Source organism: Gemmatimonadales bacterium (assembly GCA_041390145.1).
In the GTDB taxonomy this organism is placed as follows: domain Bacteria; phylum Gemmatimonadota; class Gemmatimonadetes; order Gemmatimonadales; family GWC2-71-9; genus SPDF01.
Genome location: JAWKQM010000002.1, coordinates 153,924 through 169,735, shown reverse-complemented (window position 1 = coordinate 169,735; position 15,812 = coordinate 153,924). Strand labels below are relative to the sequence as shown.

Genomic DNA, 15,812 nt, shown 5'->3' with positions numbered 1-15,812 from the left:
CTAGACCGCCCACTCCTCCAACGGGACCGTCCGCTTTAGTGCCTCCGGGTGCGTCCGGAACCATGACATCAAGAGCAGGATCTCGTCGATTGCCTCGAGGGGGAGCGGCCCCGCCGCCGGTTCCTCCCGACCGAGCTCTTCCTTGACGACCCCGCCGAACGCGATTCGTTCGATCGGCGTCGTGGGATAGGGGAAGCAGGCGCGCACGGTGCCGCGCCGAACCAGGTAGGCCCGGTCGTCGCCGAAGACTCCAGGGTCGCGATACACGAACGTCAGCAGGTCCACCGCCGCCCGTGAGCGCGCCGTCGCCGCCAGCAGCCATTCGAGATGCTCGAACCGCTCCCGCCACTTGGCGGCGCGCTCGTAGTCCTGCGCGACCGCCGCCTCCTGCATCGCCACAATGGCGCGGTCGATCGGCTGAATGGTCCGACCCTCGAGGAAGGCGGCGGCTGTCTCAATCCGGCGGCGGTAGTCCACTTCGCTGACCAGCCCGGCGCAGGGGCCGGTGCACTGCCCAAGTTCATGCCGATGACAGGCCGCCTGGGTTGCGGCGGTGAAGAGGTCGCCCTGGTCCGCGAAGACGATCGGCATGCGGGCCTCGCAGTCGCGCAGCCCGAGCAGGTCGTTGAGCACGCGGAGCGCCTCCTCCACGCGCCCGCGGGAGCGAAAGGGTCCGTACACCCGGCCGTCCTGCCGGCCGATCGTCGCGCCCTGATAAACCTTCGGCGCGGGCGAGTCGAGGATCTTCACGAACACGGCGCGCCGCGTCCGGTTCATGGCCACGTTGAAGGGCGGACGGAATTGCCTGATTTGCCGGAGTTCGCCGAGACAGGCGGCGAAGTCGCTATGCACGTAATCCCAGGTGATGTCCCCGGCGGCGTGGAGGATACGCGCCGCCTTGTCGTCCGGGAAGCTGGCCCGGAAATACGTCATCAGCCGTGCGCGGAGCCGCTTCGCCTTGCCGACGTACAGCAGCCGCCCCGCCGGGTCGGTCATCCGGTACACCGCGGGCCGGTTTTCGGCGAGCAGGCGGACCCGTTCCCGGAGGGCGCCGAGGTCGGCGGAGGCGAGCGGGAGGGCGGCGAGCTGGGACATCAGACCTGGCAGCGGTGACAGAAGACGGTAATGCGTGCGTCGAGCGCGTGGGTGCCGGCGAGGGTCGTGCCGCAATGGACGCAGGGCTCCCCTTCGCGACCGTACACCAGGTGCGAAAGCTGGAACTTGCCCTGCTCACCGGTGCCGGTGCGGTAGTCCCGCACCGTGCTGCCGCGGCCTGACACAGCCGCCGAAAGAATCCGGACCAGCTCCCGGTGCAGCGCATCCCATTCCGGGAGGGAGAGGCGCACCGCTTCCCGCGAGGGATCGATGCCGGCGGCAAAGAGCGCCTCGTTCGCGTAGATGTTGCCCACGCCGGCCAGGAGCTTCTGGTCCATCAGCGCCTTCTTGATCGACTGCCTGGTCCGGCCGAGCGCCGCGCGCATCGCGACCGCGCTGAACCCGGTATCGAGCGGCTCCGGCCCGATGGCGGCGTCGTAGGCCGCCCACCCCTTGGCGTCGAGCCAGAGGAGTGTCCCGAGGCGCCTGACGTCGCGGTACACCAGGGTCCTGCCGTCATCGAGCTCGGCACGCAGCACCGCGTAGCGGGCCTCCTCATCGCTGAGGGGACGGTCGTGGACCAAGAGGGCGCCGGTCATCCCCGGCTGCACCACGAGGCGCCGCTTGCCGAAATCGAACACCGCGTGCTTTGCACGTCGAAAGAGATCGCCGATGGTCGCCCCCGCGAGTCCGCGGCGCAGGGCAGGCCTGGTGACGCCGCGGAGGACGTCGGTGTGGGAGAGTGTCACCCCCACCACGGTCCGTCCCAGGACCTCGGGCCGAATATCGCGAACGATGGTCTCGACTTCCGGAAGTTCAGGCACGCGCGCCAACCCGGTCGTTCATCGCGGAGTCCGGTCGGTCGTGCGGCATCGGTGCGGACCGAATCCTATGGGGTGACCACCAGCGTGCCGACCATGCTCGGGTGGATGGCGCAGTGATACGAATAGGTGCCCGTCGCCGAGAAGGTGTGGGAATAGGCCTCTCCACTGCTGATGCTGCCTGAATCAAAGGCCCCGCTGTCGGCCGTGACGGTGTGTCGCAGTCCGTCGTCGTTTGCCCAGATGACCCTGGGATGCGCGGCCAGACTGACAGTGATGGAGTCCGGGTCATACGCGGCGGCCCCCTTCGTGGCGGCGCCGGCGACGATGATGACGTCGCTGGGCGGGAGCGTCGGGCCGCCGGAGGATTCGGTGGAGCAGGCCGCAAGGGCAACGACCACCAGGACGGCGGGCAGCGTACGCATGGGAACCTCGGTGGGGGAGGGCCGACCTCTCAACAATAACGCGCCGTTCTCACGCCAGACAGCCTGAACACTAACTTCTGCCTGACCGCCGACCCGCTTCCCGCCAACCGATGTCCCGCCGCCAGACCTTCCCGTCAAAGGTGATGGCCTCGGCGCCGGCACGACTTCCGGCCTGGGCCTCGGCGAAGGTGGGCGCCACCGCCGTCACGTTGAGCACCCGTCCGCCTGAAACGCGGAGCACGCCGCCGGCATCCCGTGCCGTGCCGGCATGGAACACGGTGACGCCCGTCGGCAGTTCCGCCGGCAGGGAGATCGCCGCGCCCTTCTCGGGGGTGTCCGGATATCCGCGGGCCGCCAGCACGGTTGTGACCGAGGCACCGGGTCGCAACGCCAGCGGACCCGAGGGCTTGCCCTCGGCCACGCGGACCAGGGCGTCGGTGAGGCCACCGTCCAGCATCGGAAGCACGACCTGCGTTTCCGGATCCCCGAAACGACAGTTGAACTCCACCACGAACGGCGCGCCCGCCGGGTCCACCATGATCCCGGCGTAGAGGCATCCCGCGAACCGGGCGCCTCGACGATCGAGTTCGACCAGCGCGGGGATCATGACCTCCTCGCGCACCCGCTGCAGCAACGCCGGAGTTGCCGGGGTTACCGGGGCGTAGGCGCCCATGCCGCCGGTGTTCGGACCGGTGTCGCCCTCGCCGAGCCGCTTGTGGTCTTGGGACGCCGGCAGGAGTGTGATCTCCTCTCCGTTCGTGAGCCCCAGCACCGAGAGTTCCTCGCCCACCAGGAACGCCTCGACCACGACGGTCCGCCCGGCCTCGCCGAACCGTCCGTCGCCCAGCATGCCCTTCACCGCGGACGAGGCCTCGGCGCGAGTGGCGCAGACGATGGCCCCCTTGCCGGCCGCCAGCCCGGACGCCTTGACCACCAGCGGTTCGGCGTGGCGGTCGATGTACGACAGGGCGGTGGGCAGGTCGGTGAAGGTCCGGCTCGCCGCCGTCGGAATACCGGCGGACTCCATGACTTCTTTCGAGAAGGCTTTGGAGGCCTCCACGGCAGCGGCCGCCGCCGAAGGGCCGAACACCAGCCGCCCCCGCGCACGAAGCCGGTCGGCCAGGCCGAGGGCCAGTGGAACCTCGGGACCCACGACGGTGAGGTCGAAGTTGCCGGACACCGCCGCCTCGGTAAGGCGGTCGATGTCGTCGGCGGGGATGGGAAGGAGATTGGCGAGTGCGGCGATGCCGGGATTGCCCGGAGCGGCGCTGAGCTGGACGGCGGGGTTTTCTCGCTGCAGCGCCCACGCGAGCGCATGTTCGCGGCCCCCGCCGCCGACGATCAGGATCTTCACGCGCTCGAGCCGCGCTTCTGTGCGTTGCGGAACGCCTCGGCGGCCTTGCTCGCGGTGCTCCGGACGGCGTCGCCGACCTGCTGGCCAAAGTCCTTGGCCGCATCGGCGTAGTAGTCCTTGGCGTCCTTCCAGTGCTCACCGAGAGGCCGCTGATCCTCCGGGCTGCCGCGGCGCACGTACTCGCCGGCAAGGATGCGTTCGTAGTCGCCGCTGGCGACCCACGTCTGGATTTCGGCGGCGCGCACCGTGTGCATCGGGTGCGTCACGCCCAAGGTGTGCAGCACCTTGTAGACGATGTCGAGACCCTCGTTGGTGTTGACGTACTCGTGTGCCTGCGCCATGAAGGCGTCGAGGTTGAGGTCGGCGTCGGTGAAGAACTCGCCGCGCCCACCGCCCGCCATCTTCAGGTCGAGGCGCTGAGCCACCATGACATCCTGGACGCCGAGGAGCCCGGCACGGTCCGCGGACAGCTCCGACTTTCGGCTCCACTCGAGGAACGCCAGCTTCACGGGCAGCAGGGCGATTCCGGCGAACATCGGGAGGGCGCCGAGGCTGACCAGGGCCAGGATGGCGGCGATGGTGCGGTAGAGGGAGTGGCCGCTCATGACGTGGCCGAGCTCATGCGCGAGGAGCGTCAGGATTTCGTCCTCGTCGAGAATTTCCAGCGCGGCCGAATGGAGGACGATGAAGGGATCGTCGATGCCGTACGCGCCGGCGTTGAAGATCGGCGTCTGGGTGACATACACCTCGGGAACCTTTTCCCAGCCGAACGTGGCGCAGTTCTCGACATGCATGTGCCAGAGCCGGGGGAACTGGGTCGGCCCGACCCGGACGGCGTTGGCCTGGAAGAGCAGCCGGATGCCGCGCTCCCCGCCGAGCAGGGCGAGGACCTTCCGGATGACCTCGTCCACTCCCGGCAGGGCACGGAGCGCCTGCAATGCTGCCCGGTCGGCGGGATGCTCCCAGCTGACGGGGGCGATGTCTGGCAGAGTGCGGCGGGGCCGCGGGGCAGGGAGATTCGACATGTCTTCGGCCTGGTTATGGGATTCCACCAATACGCCGGGCGGACCCTGCTTGTTTCAGAATGCTACAGCGTACCGGCCCTCAGGTGGCAAAGGCCTGATCGAGGTCGGCAATCAGGTCCTCAACATCCTCGATCCCGCAACTCAGCCGGAGCAGTGAGTCGGTGAGCCCCATCGCCTCCCGCATGGCAGGCGGGACAGATGCGTGCGTCATGCTTGCGGGGTGACCCATGAGGCTCTCGACGCCTCCCAGCGACTCCGCGAGCACAAAGATCCGCGTCCGTTCCGCGATGCGCCGGGCCCGCGCCGGATCCCCGATGTCGAAGGAGATCATCCCGCCAAAACCGCTCATCTGCCTCTTGGCCAGCTCATGTTGTGGGTGCGATGTCAGGCCCGGATAGTAGACCTGCTGCACATCCTTCCGCTCGGTGAGCCACTTGGCTACGGCCCTGCCGTTGGCATCGTGCTGGCGCATGCGGAGGGGGAGCGTCTTGGTACCGCGGAGGGCGAGGAAGCAGTCCATGGGCCCCGGCACGGCGCCGGCGGCGTTCTGGATGAACCCGAACTGTTCGGCAAGGTCCTCGCGCCGCGTCAACAGGAGTCCGCCCACCATGTCGCTGTGGCCGTTCAGGTACTTGGTGGTGCTGTGGAGCACCACGTCGGCGCCGACTTCGAGCGGGCGCTGGAAGATCGGCGTGGCGAAGGTGTTGTCGACGGCGAAGAGATAGCCGTGGGCCTGTGTCAGGTCGCCCACGGCGGCGAGGTCGGTGAGTTGCATCATGGGGTTGGTGGGCGTCTCGCAATAGATCATCCGGGTCTCGGGGCGGAGCGCCGCCTCGACGTTCCGGATGTCCCGGCTGTCGACGTAGCTGAACCGGAGCCCAAACCGGGTGTAGATCCGTTCCATGAGACGATGACTGCCGCCGTACAGGTTCTCACCGCAGACCACGTGGTCGCCGCTCTTGAGCACCTTGAGCAGGACGTCCAGCGCCGCCAACCCCGATCCATAGGCGAAACCGTATGTCGCCCCTTCGAGGGCAGCCACGTTCCGCTCCAGCGCCTGGCGGGTCGGATTGTCGGTGCGGGCGTACTCGTAGCCCTTGTGCTTGCCGATCCCCTCCTGGACGTAGGTGGAGGTCTGGTAAATCGGCGTCATGACCGCGCCAGAAAGCGGTTCTGGCACCTGGCCGGCGTGCACGGCCCTGGTGCCCAGCCCTGATTCGAGGTCGTGCGGAAGAATCTGTGTCATGGATCACACCGGTTGAGGTGGAGGAACCTTATGGGGGAAAAGGCGTTGCGGCAAGGCGTCTCGTTGAGAATTGCCCCGGTCAGCCCTACCTTCCACCTGTGCCAGACACCCCCGAGACTTCCCCTCCGCCAGTCGCCGCCCAATGCCTGGTCGTCGACGACGACCCCCAGGTGCGTGACGCCCTCGTCCGCGTCGTGCAGTCGCAGGGACTCACGTGCATCTCAGCCTCCTCGGCTGACGAGGCGTTGGCAACGCTCGCCGGGCAGGGTGAGGTGGCCGTGCTCATCAGCGACATCAGGATGCCGGGTCGCGATGGAGTCGAGCTGCTGGAGGAGGTGCGGCGACGCTATCCCGACACGGCGGTGATCATGCTGAGCGCGGTCGCGGATGTGGAGATTGCCGTGGACTGTCTCAAGAAGGGCGCGCTGGACTATATCGCGAAGCCGATGGTGCTCGGCGAGGTCCAGGCCCGGGTCGCCAAGGCGCTGGAGAAGCGGGAGTTGACGCTCCAGAACCGGTATTACCAGAAGCACCTTGAGGAGGAGGTCAGGCGGCAGCGGGCCAGGATCCAGGAACTGTTCCTCGAAGGCGCGCAGACGCTGGCCCATGCGCTCGAGGCCAAGGACGCCTATACCCGGGGCCATTCGCAGCGGGTGCGCGAGTACGCGGTGCGCACGGCGGTTCACCTGGGCTACACCGGCGACTTCCTCGACAACATCAGGCTCGGGGCCGAGTTGCACGACATCGGGAAAATCGGCACCCGGGAAGACATCCTGAACAAGCCGGCTCGGCTGACCCCGGACGAATTCCGGCACGTCATGGAGCACACGGTGCTCGGGGAGAAGATCCTCGCGCCGCTGGCCCACGATCGGCCGGTCGTGCTCCATATCGCCCGGTCCCACCACGAACGGTTTGACGGTCGCGGCTTCCCCGACGGGCTGGGGGGGGAGGATATCCCCGTTGAGGCGCGGATCGTCGCGGTGGTCGACGCATTCGATGCGATGACGACCAATCGAGCCTACCGCGAGTCGTTGGTGCCGGTCGCGGCCTTCGAAGAGCTTCGGCGCTGCTCCGGTCCGCAGTTTGACCCGACGGTCATCGACGCCTTTTGTGAGGCGTTTCCCGAACCCGCGAAGCTTCCTATCCACGTCTGACGCCCGTGCAGCACGGGGGACTTTCGATGAGCGACACCCTGATGGTCAGTGTTTCCGGGATGCGTGGGATCGTCGGGAAGGACCTGACGCCGGAGCTGGTGGCGCGCCATGCCGCGGCGCTTGGCGCCTGGGCGGCGGCTGCCGGTCGGCCGAAGGTGGTCCTTGGCCGGGACGCCCGGACCAGTGGGCCGATGTTCGCCCATGCCGCCAAGGCAGGGCTCATGTCGGTCGGTGTCAGCGTGATCGACATCGGCATCGTCCCCACCCCGACGCTGCAACTGGCCGTGGAGCACCACCATGCCGGTGCAGGCCTGATGCTCACGGCCAGCCACAATCCCGTGGAGTGGAACGCGCTGAAGCTGGTGGGCCCCGATGGCATTTTCCTCGACGCCGACTCGGGCGCGGCGGTACGCGCGCTCGCGGAACAGGGCCCACGGCGTGCCGGGTGGGACGCCGTCGGCGGGGTGCAGGAGGACCGCGACGCCATCGCCCGTCATCTCACGCAGGTGCTTGCCCTGCCGATGGTGGACGTCGCGGGGATTCGTGCCCGCCGCTTTCACGTGGCACTGGATTGCGTCCGCGGGGCCGGCGGCACCTCGATCCCGCCGCTGCTCGAGGCGCTGGGATGCCAGGTAAGCGCCATCAATCTCGAGACGGACGGACGGTTCCCGCGCCCCCCTGAACCGCTCCCGGAGAATCTGGGCGACCTGTCCCGGCTGGTGCGCGAGTCCGGGGCCGATATCGGGATGGCCGTCGATCCGGACGTGGACCGCCTGGCGCTGGTGGATGAGCGGGGCGAGCCTATCGGGGAGGACTACACCCTCGCCTTTGCCGTCCGGGCTGTGCTTGGCAACTTGGGCGCGAAGGCCGCTTCGGCCACCGTCGTGGTCAACCTGTCGACCAGCCTGGTGGTCGAGGACGCGGCGGCCGGGCACGGCGCCCGCTTCTTCCGGGCGCCGGTCGGCGAGGCGCATGTTGCCCGGATGATCCAGGAGAAGGCGGCGGTCATTGGCGGGGAAGGGAACGGCGGGGTGATCCTGCCCTCGGTCCATATCGGCCGGGACGCCCCGATCGGGGTGGCCCTTATCTTGCAACTTCTCCTTGAGTCGGGGCAGACCGTTTCCGGACTCGTTGCGGGCGCCCCTCGCTATCACATTGTCAAGGCGAAGGCTCCGCGTGGTGCGGACCTCGCCCCAGCGTACCAGGCGCTGCGGAAGCGTTTCGCGGATGCCACGGTCGACGACCGCGACGGATTGCGGCTCTCCTGGCCCGATCGGTGGGTCCACCTGCGGCCCTCGGGCACCGAACCGATCATCCGGTTCATCGCCGAGGCCCCCACCGCTGTGGACGCGGAATCGTTGATCGAGGCATGCCGGTCGCTCGTGAGCTGAACAGAGGGAGTGGGACCTATGTGCGGTGTCGTCGGGTATGTCGGGCCACGTCAGGCTGCAGGGATTCTGCTCGACGGCCTGCGTCGGATGGAGTACCGCGGGTACGACTCGGCCGGAATCGCCGTCATCAACGGGACCGGCCTCAAGGTGCACAAGGCGGCCGGCAAGCTGTCCAATCTCGAGAAGCAGGTGACGGACCACCTCCCGTCCGGTACCGTCGGGATCGGTCACACCCGCTGGGCCACGCACGGCGCCCCCACCACCCTCAATGCGCACCCCCACACCGACCAGTCTGGCCGGATTGCCCTGATTCACAACGGGATCATCGAGAACGCCGGCTCCATCCGCAAGGCGCTGCTCAATCGCGGCCATACCTTCACCTCGGAAACGGACACCGAGGTGCTGGCGCACCTGGTCGGCGAGCTCTATCAGGGCGACCTGGAGGAGGCGGTGGCCGCCGCGCTCCGTGAAGTGGACGGCGCGTACGGCATTGCGGTGATTTCTTCCGATGAGCCGGATATCCTGGTCGCGGCCCGCAACGGATCACCGCTGATTGTCGGCGTCGGCGAAAACGAGCGCTTCGTGGCGTCCGATGCCTCGCCGCTCCTGGAACACACCCGGTCCGTGGTCTATCTCGATGACGGCGAAATGGTCATTCTCACGCGCGACGGGTACCGGGTCCGCGATCTCGAGGTCAAGAACATCGACAAGCCGGTCAACCAGATCGACTGGGACCTCGCGACGATCGAAAAGGGCGGCAAAGAGCACTTCATGCTCAAGGAAATCTGTGAGCAGCCGGATTCGCTCGCCAACACCCTCCGCGGCCACTTGCTGGAGGAGGAGGGCACGGCCCGCGTCAGCGGCCTGAACATGACCGATGAGGAGCTGGTCGCGGTCGAGCGGATCATCATCACGGCGTGCGGCACGTCGTGGCACAGTGCGCTCATCGGCGAGTACATGCTCGAAGAACTTGCCCGCGTGCCGGTTGAAGTCGAGTACGCCTCCGAATTCCGGTACCGGAACCCGGTCGTCAACGAAAAGACGCTGGTGATCGGGATCAGTCAGTCCGGGGAAACGGCTGACACCCTGGCGGCGATTCGCGAGGCGCGGCGCCGCGGGGCGCGGACGATCGGCCTGGTCAACGTTGTGGGCAGCACCATCGCCCGCGAGGTCGACGGCGGCACCTACCTGCATGCCGGCCCCGAGGTGGGCGTGGCGTCCACCAAGGCCTTCACCAGCCAGGTGGCGGCGTTGGCGCTGCTGACCCTCCGCCTCGGCCGCCTCCGGAACCTGAGCATCCTGCAGGGCCGGCAGTTCATCCAGGCGCTGAAGGCGCTCCCGGCCCAGATCGAGCAGATCCTGGCCAAGGAAGCCGAGGTGAAGCTCCTCGCCGAGCGGTTCTTCTCGGGCAACCACGCCCTGTATCTCGGCCGCGGGGTCAATTTCCCCGTCGCGCTCGAGGGCGCCCTCAAGCTGAAGGAAATCTCCTACATCCATGCGGAGGGGTATCCCGCCGCGGAAATGAAGCACGGGCCGATCGCGCTGATCGACGAGAACATGCCGGTCGTGTTCATTGCCCCAATGGATGCGGTGCACTCCAAGATTGTGTCCAACATCGAAGAGGTGAAGGCGCGCGGTGGCAAGGTGCTCGCCATCTGTTCGGAGAACGACCCCGAAATTGAGCGCCTGGCGGATGCGACCTTCACCATCCCGCAGACGCTTGACCTCCTGACCCCGATCCTGACGATCGTCCCGCTCCAGCTGCTGTCGTATTACGTGGCCGTGCGCCGCGGGTGCAACGTGGACCAGCCCCGCAACCTCGCGAAGTCGGTCACCGTCGAATAGCGACCGCTGCACCGGCCCTGCCGCCGGTGTTAAACTCCGTCATGCGTGTCGTCCTCCAGCGCGTCTCCCGCGCCAGCGTGACGGTCGGCGGTCGGGTGACCGGCGCCATTGGCCGTGGCTTCCTCCTGCTGGCCGGCTTTCACGCCACCGACACCCCAGAGCAGTGCGACTGGATGGCCGCCAAGGTGGCTGGCCTGCGACTCTTCACCGACAACGAGGGGAAGATGAATCGCGCGCTGTCCGACGTGGACGGGGGCGTCCTCGTCGTGAGCCAGTTCACGCTGTACGGGGACACGGAGCGGGGACGGCGTCCGTCCTTCATCGGCGCGGCGCGTCCCGAGATCGCCATCCCGCTCTACGAAAAGTTCCTGGCCGGGCTGCGCGCCGCCGGCCTCCATGTGGAGGCCGGAGAGTTTGGCGCCGACATGCAGGTGGAACTCCTGAACGACGGTCCCGTCACCCTCATCCTCGAGCGCTCCGCATGACGTCCCTCATCCTTGCCTCGGCGTCGCCGCGCCGCCGCCAGCTGCTCGAGATGCTCGGTATCCCGGTCGACGTCCGCCCCTCCCAGGTGCCCGAGGTCCGCAAGTCGGGTGAGGGCCCACGCGATTATGCCCTCCGCCTGGCCCACGACAAGGCGACGGCCGTGCCCGGGGACCTGGTCCTGGCCGCGGACACGATCGTGGTGCTCGATGATGAACTGCTGGAAAAGCCGCTCGATGAGGATGACGCGGTGCGGATGCTGCTGCGCCTGCAGGGCCGGACTCACCATGTCATTACGGCGGTGGCGCTGCGCGCTGCCGAGACCGTCTTCGAGGCGGTGGACGTCACGGCGGTCACCTTCCGACCGGCGCGCGAGGGCATGCTCCGGGCCTATGTCCGCACCGGTGAACCGATGGACAAGGCGGGGGCCTATGGCATTCAGGGGTACGGGGCGGCGCTGGTGGAAGGGATCGACGGCGATTTCTTCGGGGTGATGGGGCTGCCGATCAGGCTGGTGCTCGATCTGCTGGCGGAAGCCGGGGTGCCCTACGCGTTTCCGGGCAAGCCGGGGAGCTGACCTCGCTGGGAGCCCTCAGTCCTTGCTCCCCAGTCCGTTCATCCGGTACACCGTGACCTTCCCGGTCCGCCCCTTGATGTCGATCCCTTCGGCCCGCTCCACGGCGGGCTTCTTCTTGCCCAGCTGACGGTGAAACGCCTCGGTCATGAGGATCTCGCCGGGGGCGGCGGCCGAGCAGAGCCGCGAAGCGACATTCACCGCGTCACCGATGACGGTGTATTCGAGGCGGCGGTGGCTGCCGATGTTGCCCGCGAAGACCTCACCATAATTGATGCCGATGCCGATGCTGATGGTCGGTCGGCCCTGGGCGGCCCACCGCGCGTTGATGTCGCCCACCGCGCGCTCCATGCCCAATGCGGCCTGGAGCGCCCGCTCGGCGTCGTCCGGGTGGCTGATCGGTGCTCCCCACTGGGCCATGATCGCATCACCGATGAACTTGTCGAGCGTGCCGCCGTGCTCGAAGATCACGTCCACCATTTCAGTGAAGTATGCGCTCAGGAGTTCCGCGATCGCGTCGGGCGGCATCGATTCGGCGAGCGCCGTGAATCCGCGAATGTCGCTGAAGAGGATGGTGAGCGGCTGGCGGGTCCCGCCGAGCTCGATGGCGCCCTGTCGTCCGGCAATGTCCGCCGCGACGGACGGCGCGAAGTACCGCTCAAAATTGGCGCGCGTGGCCGCCTCCCGTTGTACGGCGTCGGCGGATCGGGCTGCGCGGATCCCACCCGCCGCGATGCCACCGAAGGCCACCAGGAACTGCAGGTCCTCCTCGGTGAAGCTCCCGGGCGTCGCGAGATTGTCGACGTAGAGCAGGCCAAGCACCTGGTCTCCCTCGGCCAGCAGCGGGGCGCACATTGCCCCGCGTACGCTCTGCTGCACCACCGACTTTCCCGTGAAGCGCTCGTCCGCGGCGGCATTGTCGGTCTGCAGTGCCACCCGCTCCTCCACCGCCTTCCGCGCGATCGACTGCGGCACGCGCAGGCCTTCCGCCCCGCCGAGCCGGCTGCGCGACGCCGCGGGCACGAGGTCTCCGCTCTTGGCGTCCCGCAGCAGGATGGCGACCCGGTCCACGTTGAGCACCTGGAAGGTGGTTTCGGCGACCGTGTTCAGCAGTCGGTCGAGGTCGAGTTCGCCGGAGAGGCGGTTCGAGAGGGCGAGCAGGTGAGCGAGCTTCTCCGCCTGGCGCTCCGGCCCTCCCGACCCGACCCGAAGCAGTCCGTCCGCGGCGGCGGCATCGACCCGTGCCGGGGTGTCCACGTTGACCACCAGCTGCCGGACGATGCTGCCACCCTTGGGGCCGGTGGGGGGCGCGGGCATGGGCACCCGGTGTTCCGCCGTGACTTCGAGGGCCCGGAGATAATAGGAGATCTTCCCGAAGGCGACGGTGTCGTTCGGAGCCAGCCACCCTTCGGCGACGCGCACCCCGTTGATCGAGGTGCCGTTGGAGCTGCCGAGGTCGCGGACGCGCACCCCTTCACCCAGCTCATCGGCGGTGAGTTCGGCGTGGTGGCGAGACACGGTGGGATCGAAGACCGGGACGTCGCACTCGACGGCCCGCCCGACCAGCAAGGTGCGGCCGGCCGGCAGCTCGAATCGCTGGTCTCCGCCGAAGCTGATGAGGGAGAAGAGTGGCATGATGGGGCGAAATCTAGCGCCTCAGGCGCCTCAACGCGGAGCGACCAACTGGTAGCGGCCAAGAATGGAGATCGTCGCACTCAGGTTGTCGCTGGCGGGGCGGGTGGACCGCAGCGTCCGGAACTGGGCGCCGTCATCCTCCACCAGGGCGATGGCGAGCGCCTGTTCGAAGAGCACGTCGGTGGGATAGCGGGCGCGGCTGTCCGACGGGGCCGCGAAGTGGACGGGGTACTTGAACGTGAGCACGATGGGCGAGGTCAGGGCGGCCTCGCTCTCCACCGTGAGGCCGTAGATGCCCGGCGTCGGGTGGATCGAAACGGCAACCGAGTCGCCGCTGCCCCGCGGACTGAAGGCACCCTCAGGTATGTCCATTTCAGCGAAGACGGTGTTATCGGGCGGGCCGTGTCGCAGGACGATGGACCGGCCGCTCGAGGCGGCGAATGTGACCACCGTGTCCGGCGCCTGCGCCCCCCAGACCTCGACGGCAAACACCTGCGAGGCGGGATAGACCCGCGGCACCGGGCCCGGTGCCGGTCCCTCCAGCCCGGGTGTCGAGCCTCCGCAGCCGCCGATGGAACAAGCCAGGGCGAGTGTCAGGGCGATCGCAACGGCGTCGCTTGCTCCAGCCCTCGGTTCCCGGGATATTCTCAATCGATGCGCCTCCGCCTCTGGGTTCTCTCCGTCGTCGTGCTCAGCTTCGCTCCGCCACTCGCGGCGCAGCAGTGGAATACGCCGGAGGTCCTGGCCCTCGTCGGTCGCGGCGTGGCGCGCCGGCAGCAGGTCGAGGCTGACACCACCCTGCAGTCGTACCGGTCCGAGGCGCACGGCTTCGTCCTCTTCCTGGCCCAGGTCGGTTCCGGCCTCACCGAGCCTCCCAGGCTCGTCAAGGCGGACGAACTCAAGCTGGAAGTGTATTGGCGAGTACCGGGGATCAGCAAGCAGACGATTCTCGGCTGGCGCGACGGCACCTGGCTTCCCACCGACATCAACTACCATCGGGATCATCTGGGCGTCGTCACCAACAACTACGGTAACCGGATTCGCATCGGCGAAGGGGACGAGGTCCGGGACGTCTATCATCCGCTCTCACCCCAGGGGCTGGCGGCATACGACTTTGCCCTGCAGGACTCGCTGGCACTTTCCGCGAACACTCGCACGGTCCAGGTGTACGAGGTCGCCGTGCGCCCCAAGTCGTTCACCCAGCCGCTGGTGATCGGGACCCTGTACCTCGACGTCGAGACGGCGGAGGTGGTGCAGTTCCGTTTTAGCTTCACGCCCGTCTCCTACCTCGATCCGCAGCTCGAGGACATCAGCATCGTCCTCGAGAACGCCCTCTACGAGGGTCGCTACTGGCTGCCCGAGCGCCAGAGGATCGAGATTCGGCGCCGCACCACCTGGCTCGATTTTCCCGCCCGCGGGATCATCCAGGGCCGGTGGGAGGTGGGCAACTACGAGCTGAACGCGGAATTCCCGCGCGCCCTCTACGCCGCACCGGCGATCGGCGGGCTCCGGGAGCCCAAGCCGGACGCGACCGAGTGGAGCGAGTCGCTGGATGACGCGCTGGCCGGGGTGGCCGAACCGGTGACGCGCCAGGACATGCTGGCGCTGCGGCGCCAGGTGGAGGACCTTGCGGGCGACCGGTCGCTCAGCGGATTGCATGGGACGCGAATCGCGTCCAATTCGATCAGCGAACTGGCCCATGTCAACCGGGTGCAGGGACTGACCCTCGGATTTGGGTTGACGCTCCAGGCGGCGGAGCGCCGGGTGGCCCTCCGTCCCTATGCCGCCTATGGCACCAGCGATGGCAGGCTCTTCGGTCGGCTGGTTGTGGATCTCGGCCTGGGCACGAACACGCTGAGCCTGGGCGCGGGGCGCCGCGTGCAGGACGTGAGCGACTTCCTGATCACGGCCCCTGTGGTCAACTCCCTCACCTCCCAGGAGGCGGGGCAGGACTACGGCGACTATGCCCTGGTGGACTGGCTCCGCCTCGGCCTCCTGCGGCCGGTGGCCGATCGAACCACGCTGGCGCTGTCGGTCGGGGCGGAGGAGAGCCACGACATGGGGGTGGCGGCGACTCCCGCCCGTGGGACCTATCGCCCCAACCCGCCGCTCGGAGCGGGCCGCTACTCCCAGGCGACCCTGCGCCTGACCCGGGCAGCCGCGGGGATGGAGGCCCCTCACGACCTCAGCGGCGAGTTGTCGTTCGAGGGGGGAACAGGGCCGACCGGGTACCTTCGGGCGGCGGCGGCGGTCCGCTGGCAGGCGCCCCTGGGAACGGGCGTCCTCCGTGTGCTCGGGTACGGCGGGGTTGGGGGCGACGGCATGCCGGCGTATCGGAGCTTCGTCATGGGCGGGCGCGGCAGCCTGGTCGGGTACCCCTTCCGGGCCTTCGGGGGGAGGAGCCTGGCGCTGGCGCACGCCGAGTGGCGGTTCCATGTGCCGGCCCCCGCCATTCCGCTCGGATCGTTTGCGAGCACCGGCCGGACCTTCATCCTCGCCCCCTTCATCGGGGCCGGATGGAGCGAACGGGCGGTCGCTGGCACGCCCTGGGCGGCGAGCGACGGCCTCCGCAGCACCGCCGGGCTGGCTACGGAGTGGTTCATGGGGCTCGTGCGTCTCGAGGGCGGGTATGGGCTCCGGGACGGATTGTTCGAGGTGACGCTGGACATTACCCGGGAGTGGTGGAACATCCTGTAGCCGCGGCACTACCCAATGCCCCCCGGGCGGCCTTTATTTCGGGTTCCAATTCGTTGAGGTAATCCGC

Annotated in this window: 14 protein-coding genes; 6 read left to right on the top strand and 8 right to left on the bottom strand. The window is 68.2% G+C overall.

Annotated features, from left to right (window positions below):
* The 6 genes from R2910_00765 to R2910_00740 all read right to left on the bottom strand — a co-directional run bounded on the left by R2910_00765 (position 1) and on the right by R2910_00740 (position 5,966).
* On the bottom strand, positions 1–1,095 hold the full coding sequence (locus R2910_00765) for a hypothetical protein (protein MEZ4411498.1): 1,095 nt from the start codon (positions 1,093–1,095) through the stop codon (positions 1–3).
* Positions 1,095–1,919: a DNA-formamidopyrimidine glycosylase gene (mutM, locus tag R2910_00760; GenBank protein ID MEZ4411497.1), complete on the bottom strand. Its 825-nt coding sequence runs from the start codon at positions 1,917–1,919 to the stop codon at positions 1,095–1,097. Before mutM ends, R2910_00765 begins: the two co-directional genes overlap by 1 nt.
* Positions 1,920–1,984: 65 nt before the next feature.
* Complete coding sequence (locus R2910_00755) at positions 1,985–2,341, bottom strand: plastocyanin/azurin family copper-binding protein (GenBank protein MEZ4411496.1); 357 nt, start codon at positions 2,339–2,341, stop codon at positions 1,985–1,987.
* A gap of 70 nt (positions 2,342–2,411) precedes the next feature.
* On the bottom strand, positions 2,412–3,695 hold the full coding sequence (gene purD / locus R2910_00750; GenBank protein ID MEZ4411495.1) for a phosphoribosylamine--glycine ligase: 1,284 nt from the start codon (positions 3,693–3,695) through the stop codon (positions 2,412–2,414).
* Positions 3,692–4,720: a M48 family metallopeptidase gene (locus tag R2910_00745; protein ID MEZ4411494.1), complete on the bottom strand. Its 1,029-nt coding sequence runs from the start codon at positions 4,718–4,720 to the stop codon at positions 3,692–3,694. Before R2910_00745 ends, purD begins: the two co-directional genes overlap by 4 nt.
* 79 nt (positions 4,721–4,799) lie before the next feature.
* On the bottom strand, positions 4,800–5,966 hold the full coding sequence (locus R2910_00740) for a cystathionine gamma-synthase (GenBank protein ID MEZ4411493.1): 1,167 nt from the start codon (positions 5,964–5,966) through the stop codon (positions 4,800–4,802).
* On the opposite strand from R2910_00740, the gene R2910_00735 reads away from it, so the two are divergent.
* From R2910_00735 to R2910_00715, 5 genes are read left to right on the top strand one after another with little or no spacing between them, the layout of a single operon-like run.
* Positions 5,960–7,120, top strand: a complete 1,161-nt coding sequence (locus R2910_00735) for a response regulator (protein ID MEZ4411492.1) — start codon at positions 5,960–5,962, stop codon at positions 7,118–7,120. The two genes, R2910_00740 and R2910_00735, sit on opposite strands and share 7 nt — an antisense overlap.
* Positions 7,121–7,146: 26 nt before the next feature.
* On the top strand, positions 7,147–8,511 hold the full coding sequence (gene glmM / locus R2910_00730) for a phosphoglucosamine mutase (GenBank protein ID MEZ4411491.1): 1,365 nt from the start codon (positions 7,147–7,149) through the stop codon (positions 8,509–8,511).
* Positions 8,512–8,529: 18 nt separating this feature from the next.
* Positions 8,530–10,356, top strand: a complete 1,827-nt coding sequence (gene glmS / locus R2910_00725) for a glutamine--fructose-6-phosphate transaminase (isomerizing) (protein ID MEZ4411490.1) — start codon at positions 8,530–8,532, stop codon at positions 10,354–10,356.
* A gap of 41 nt (positions 10,357–10,397) precedes the next feature.
* The gene (gene dtd, locus R2910_00720) at positions 10,398–10,841 is read left to right on the top strand and encodes a D-aminoacyl-tRNA deacylase (protein MEZ4411489.1); all 444 of its coding nucleotides are present in this window, start codon (positions 10,398–10,400) and stop codon (positions 10,839–10,841) included.
* On the top strand, positions 10,838–11,416 hold the full coding sequence (locus tag R2910_00715) for a Maf family protein (GenBank protein ID MEZ4411488.1): 579 nt from the start codon (positions 10,838–10,840) through the stop codon (positions 11,414–11,416). The genes dtd and R2910_00715 overlap by 4 nt, the downstream gene beginning before the upstream one ends.
* Positions 11,417–11,431: 15 nt before the next feature.
* Here R2910_00715 and R2910_00710 read toward each other — a convergent pair whose 3' ends face one another.
* Together R2910_00710 and R2910_00705 are read right to left on the bottom strand one after the other, a co-directional pair.
* On the bottom strand, positions 11,432–13,048 hold the full coding sequence (locus R2910_00710; protein ID MEZ4411487.1) for an adenylate/guanylate cyclase domain-containing protein: 1,617 nt from the start codon (positions 13,046–13,048) through the stop codon (positions 11,432–11,434).
* 30 nt (positions 13,049–13,078) lie between these two features.
* Entirely contained in the window at positions 13,079–13,567 is a 489-nt protein-coding gene (locus R2910_00705; GenBank protein ID MEZ4411486.1) for a hypothetical protein, read from the bottom strand.
* Between the two features lie 135 nt (positions 13,568–13,702).
* Here R2910_00705 and R2910_00700 point away from each other — a divergent pair, with 135 nt between their 5' ends.
* The gene (locus R2910_00700) at positions 13,703–15,745 is read left to right on the top strand and encodes a hypothetical protein (protein ID MEZ4411485.1); all 2,043 of its coding nucleotides are present in this window, start codon (positions 13,703–13,705) and stop codon (positions 15,743–15,745) included.
* The last annotated feature ends 67 nt before the right edge of the window (positions 15,746–15,812 follow it).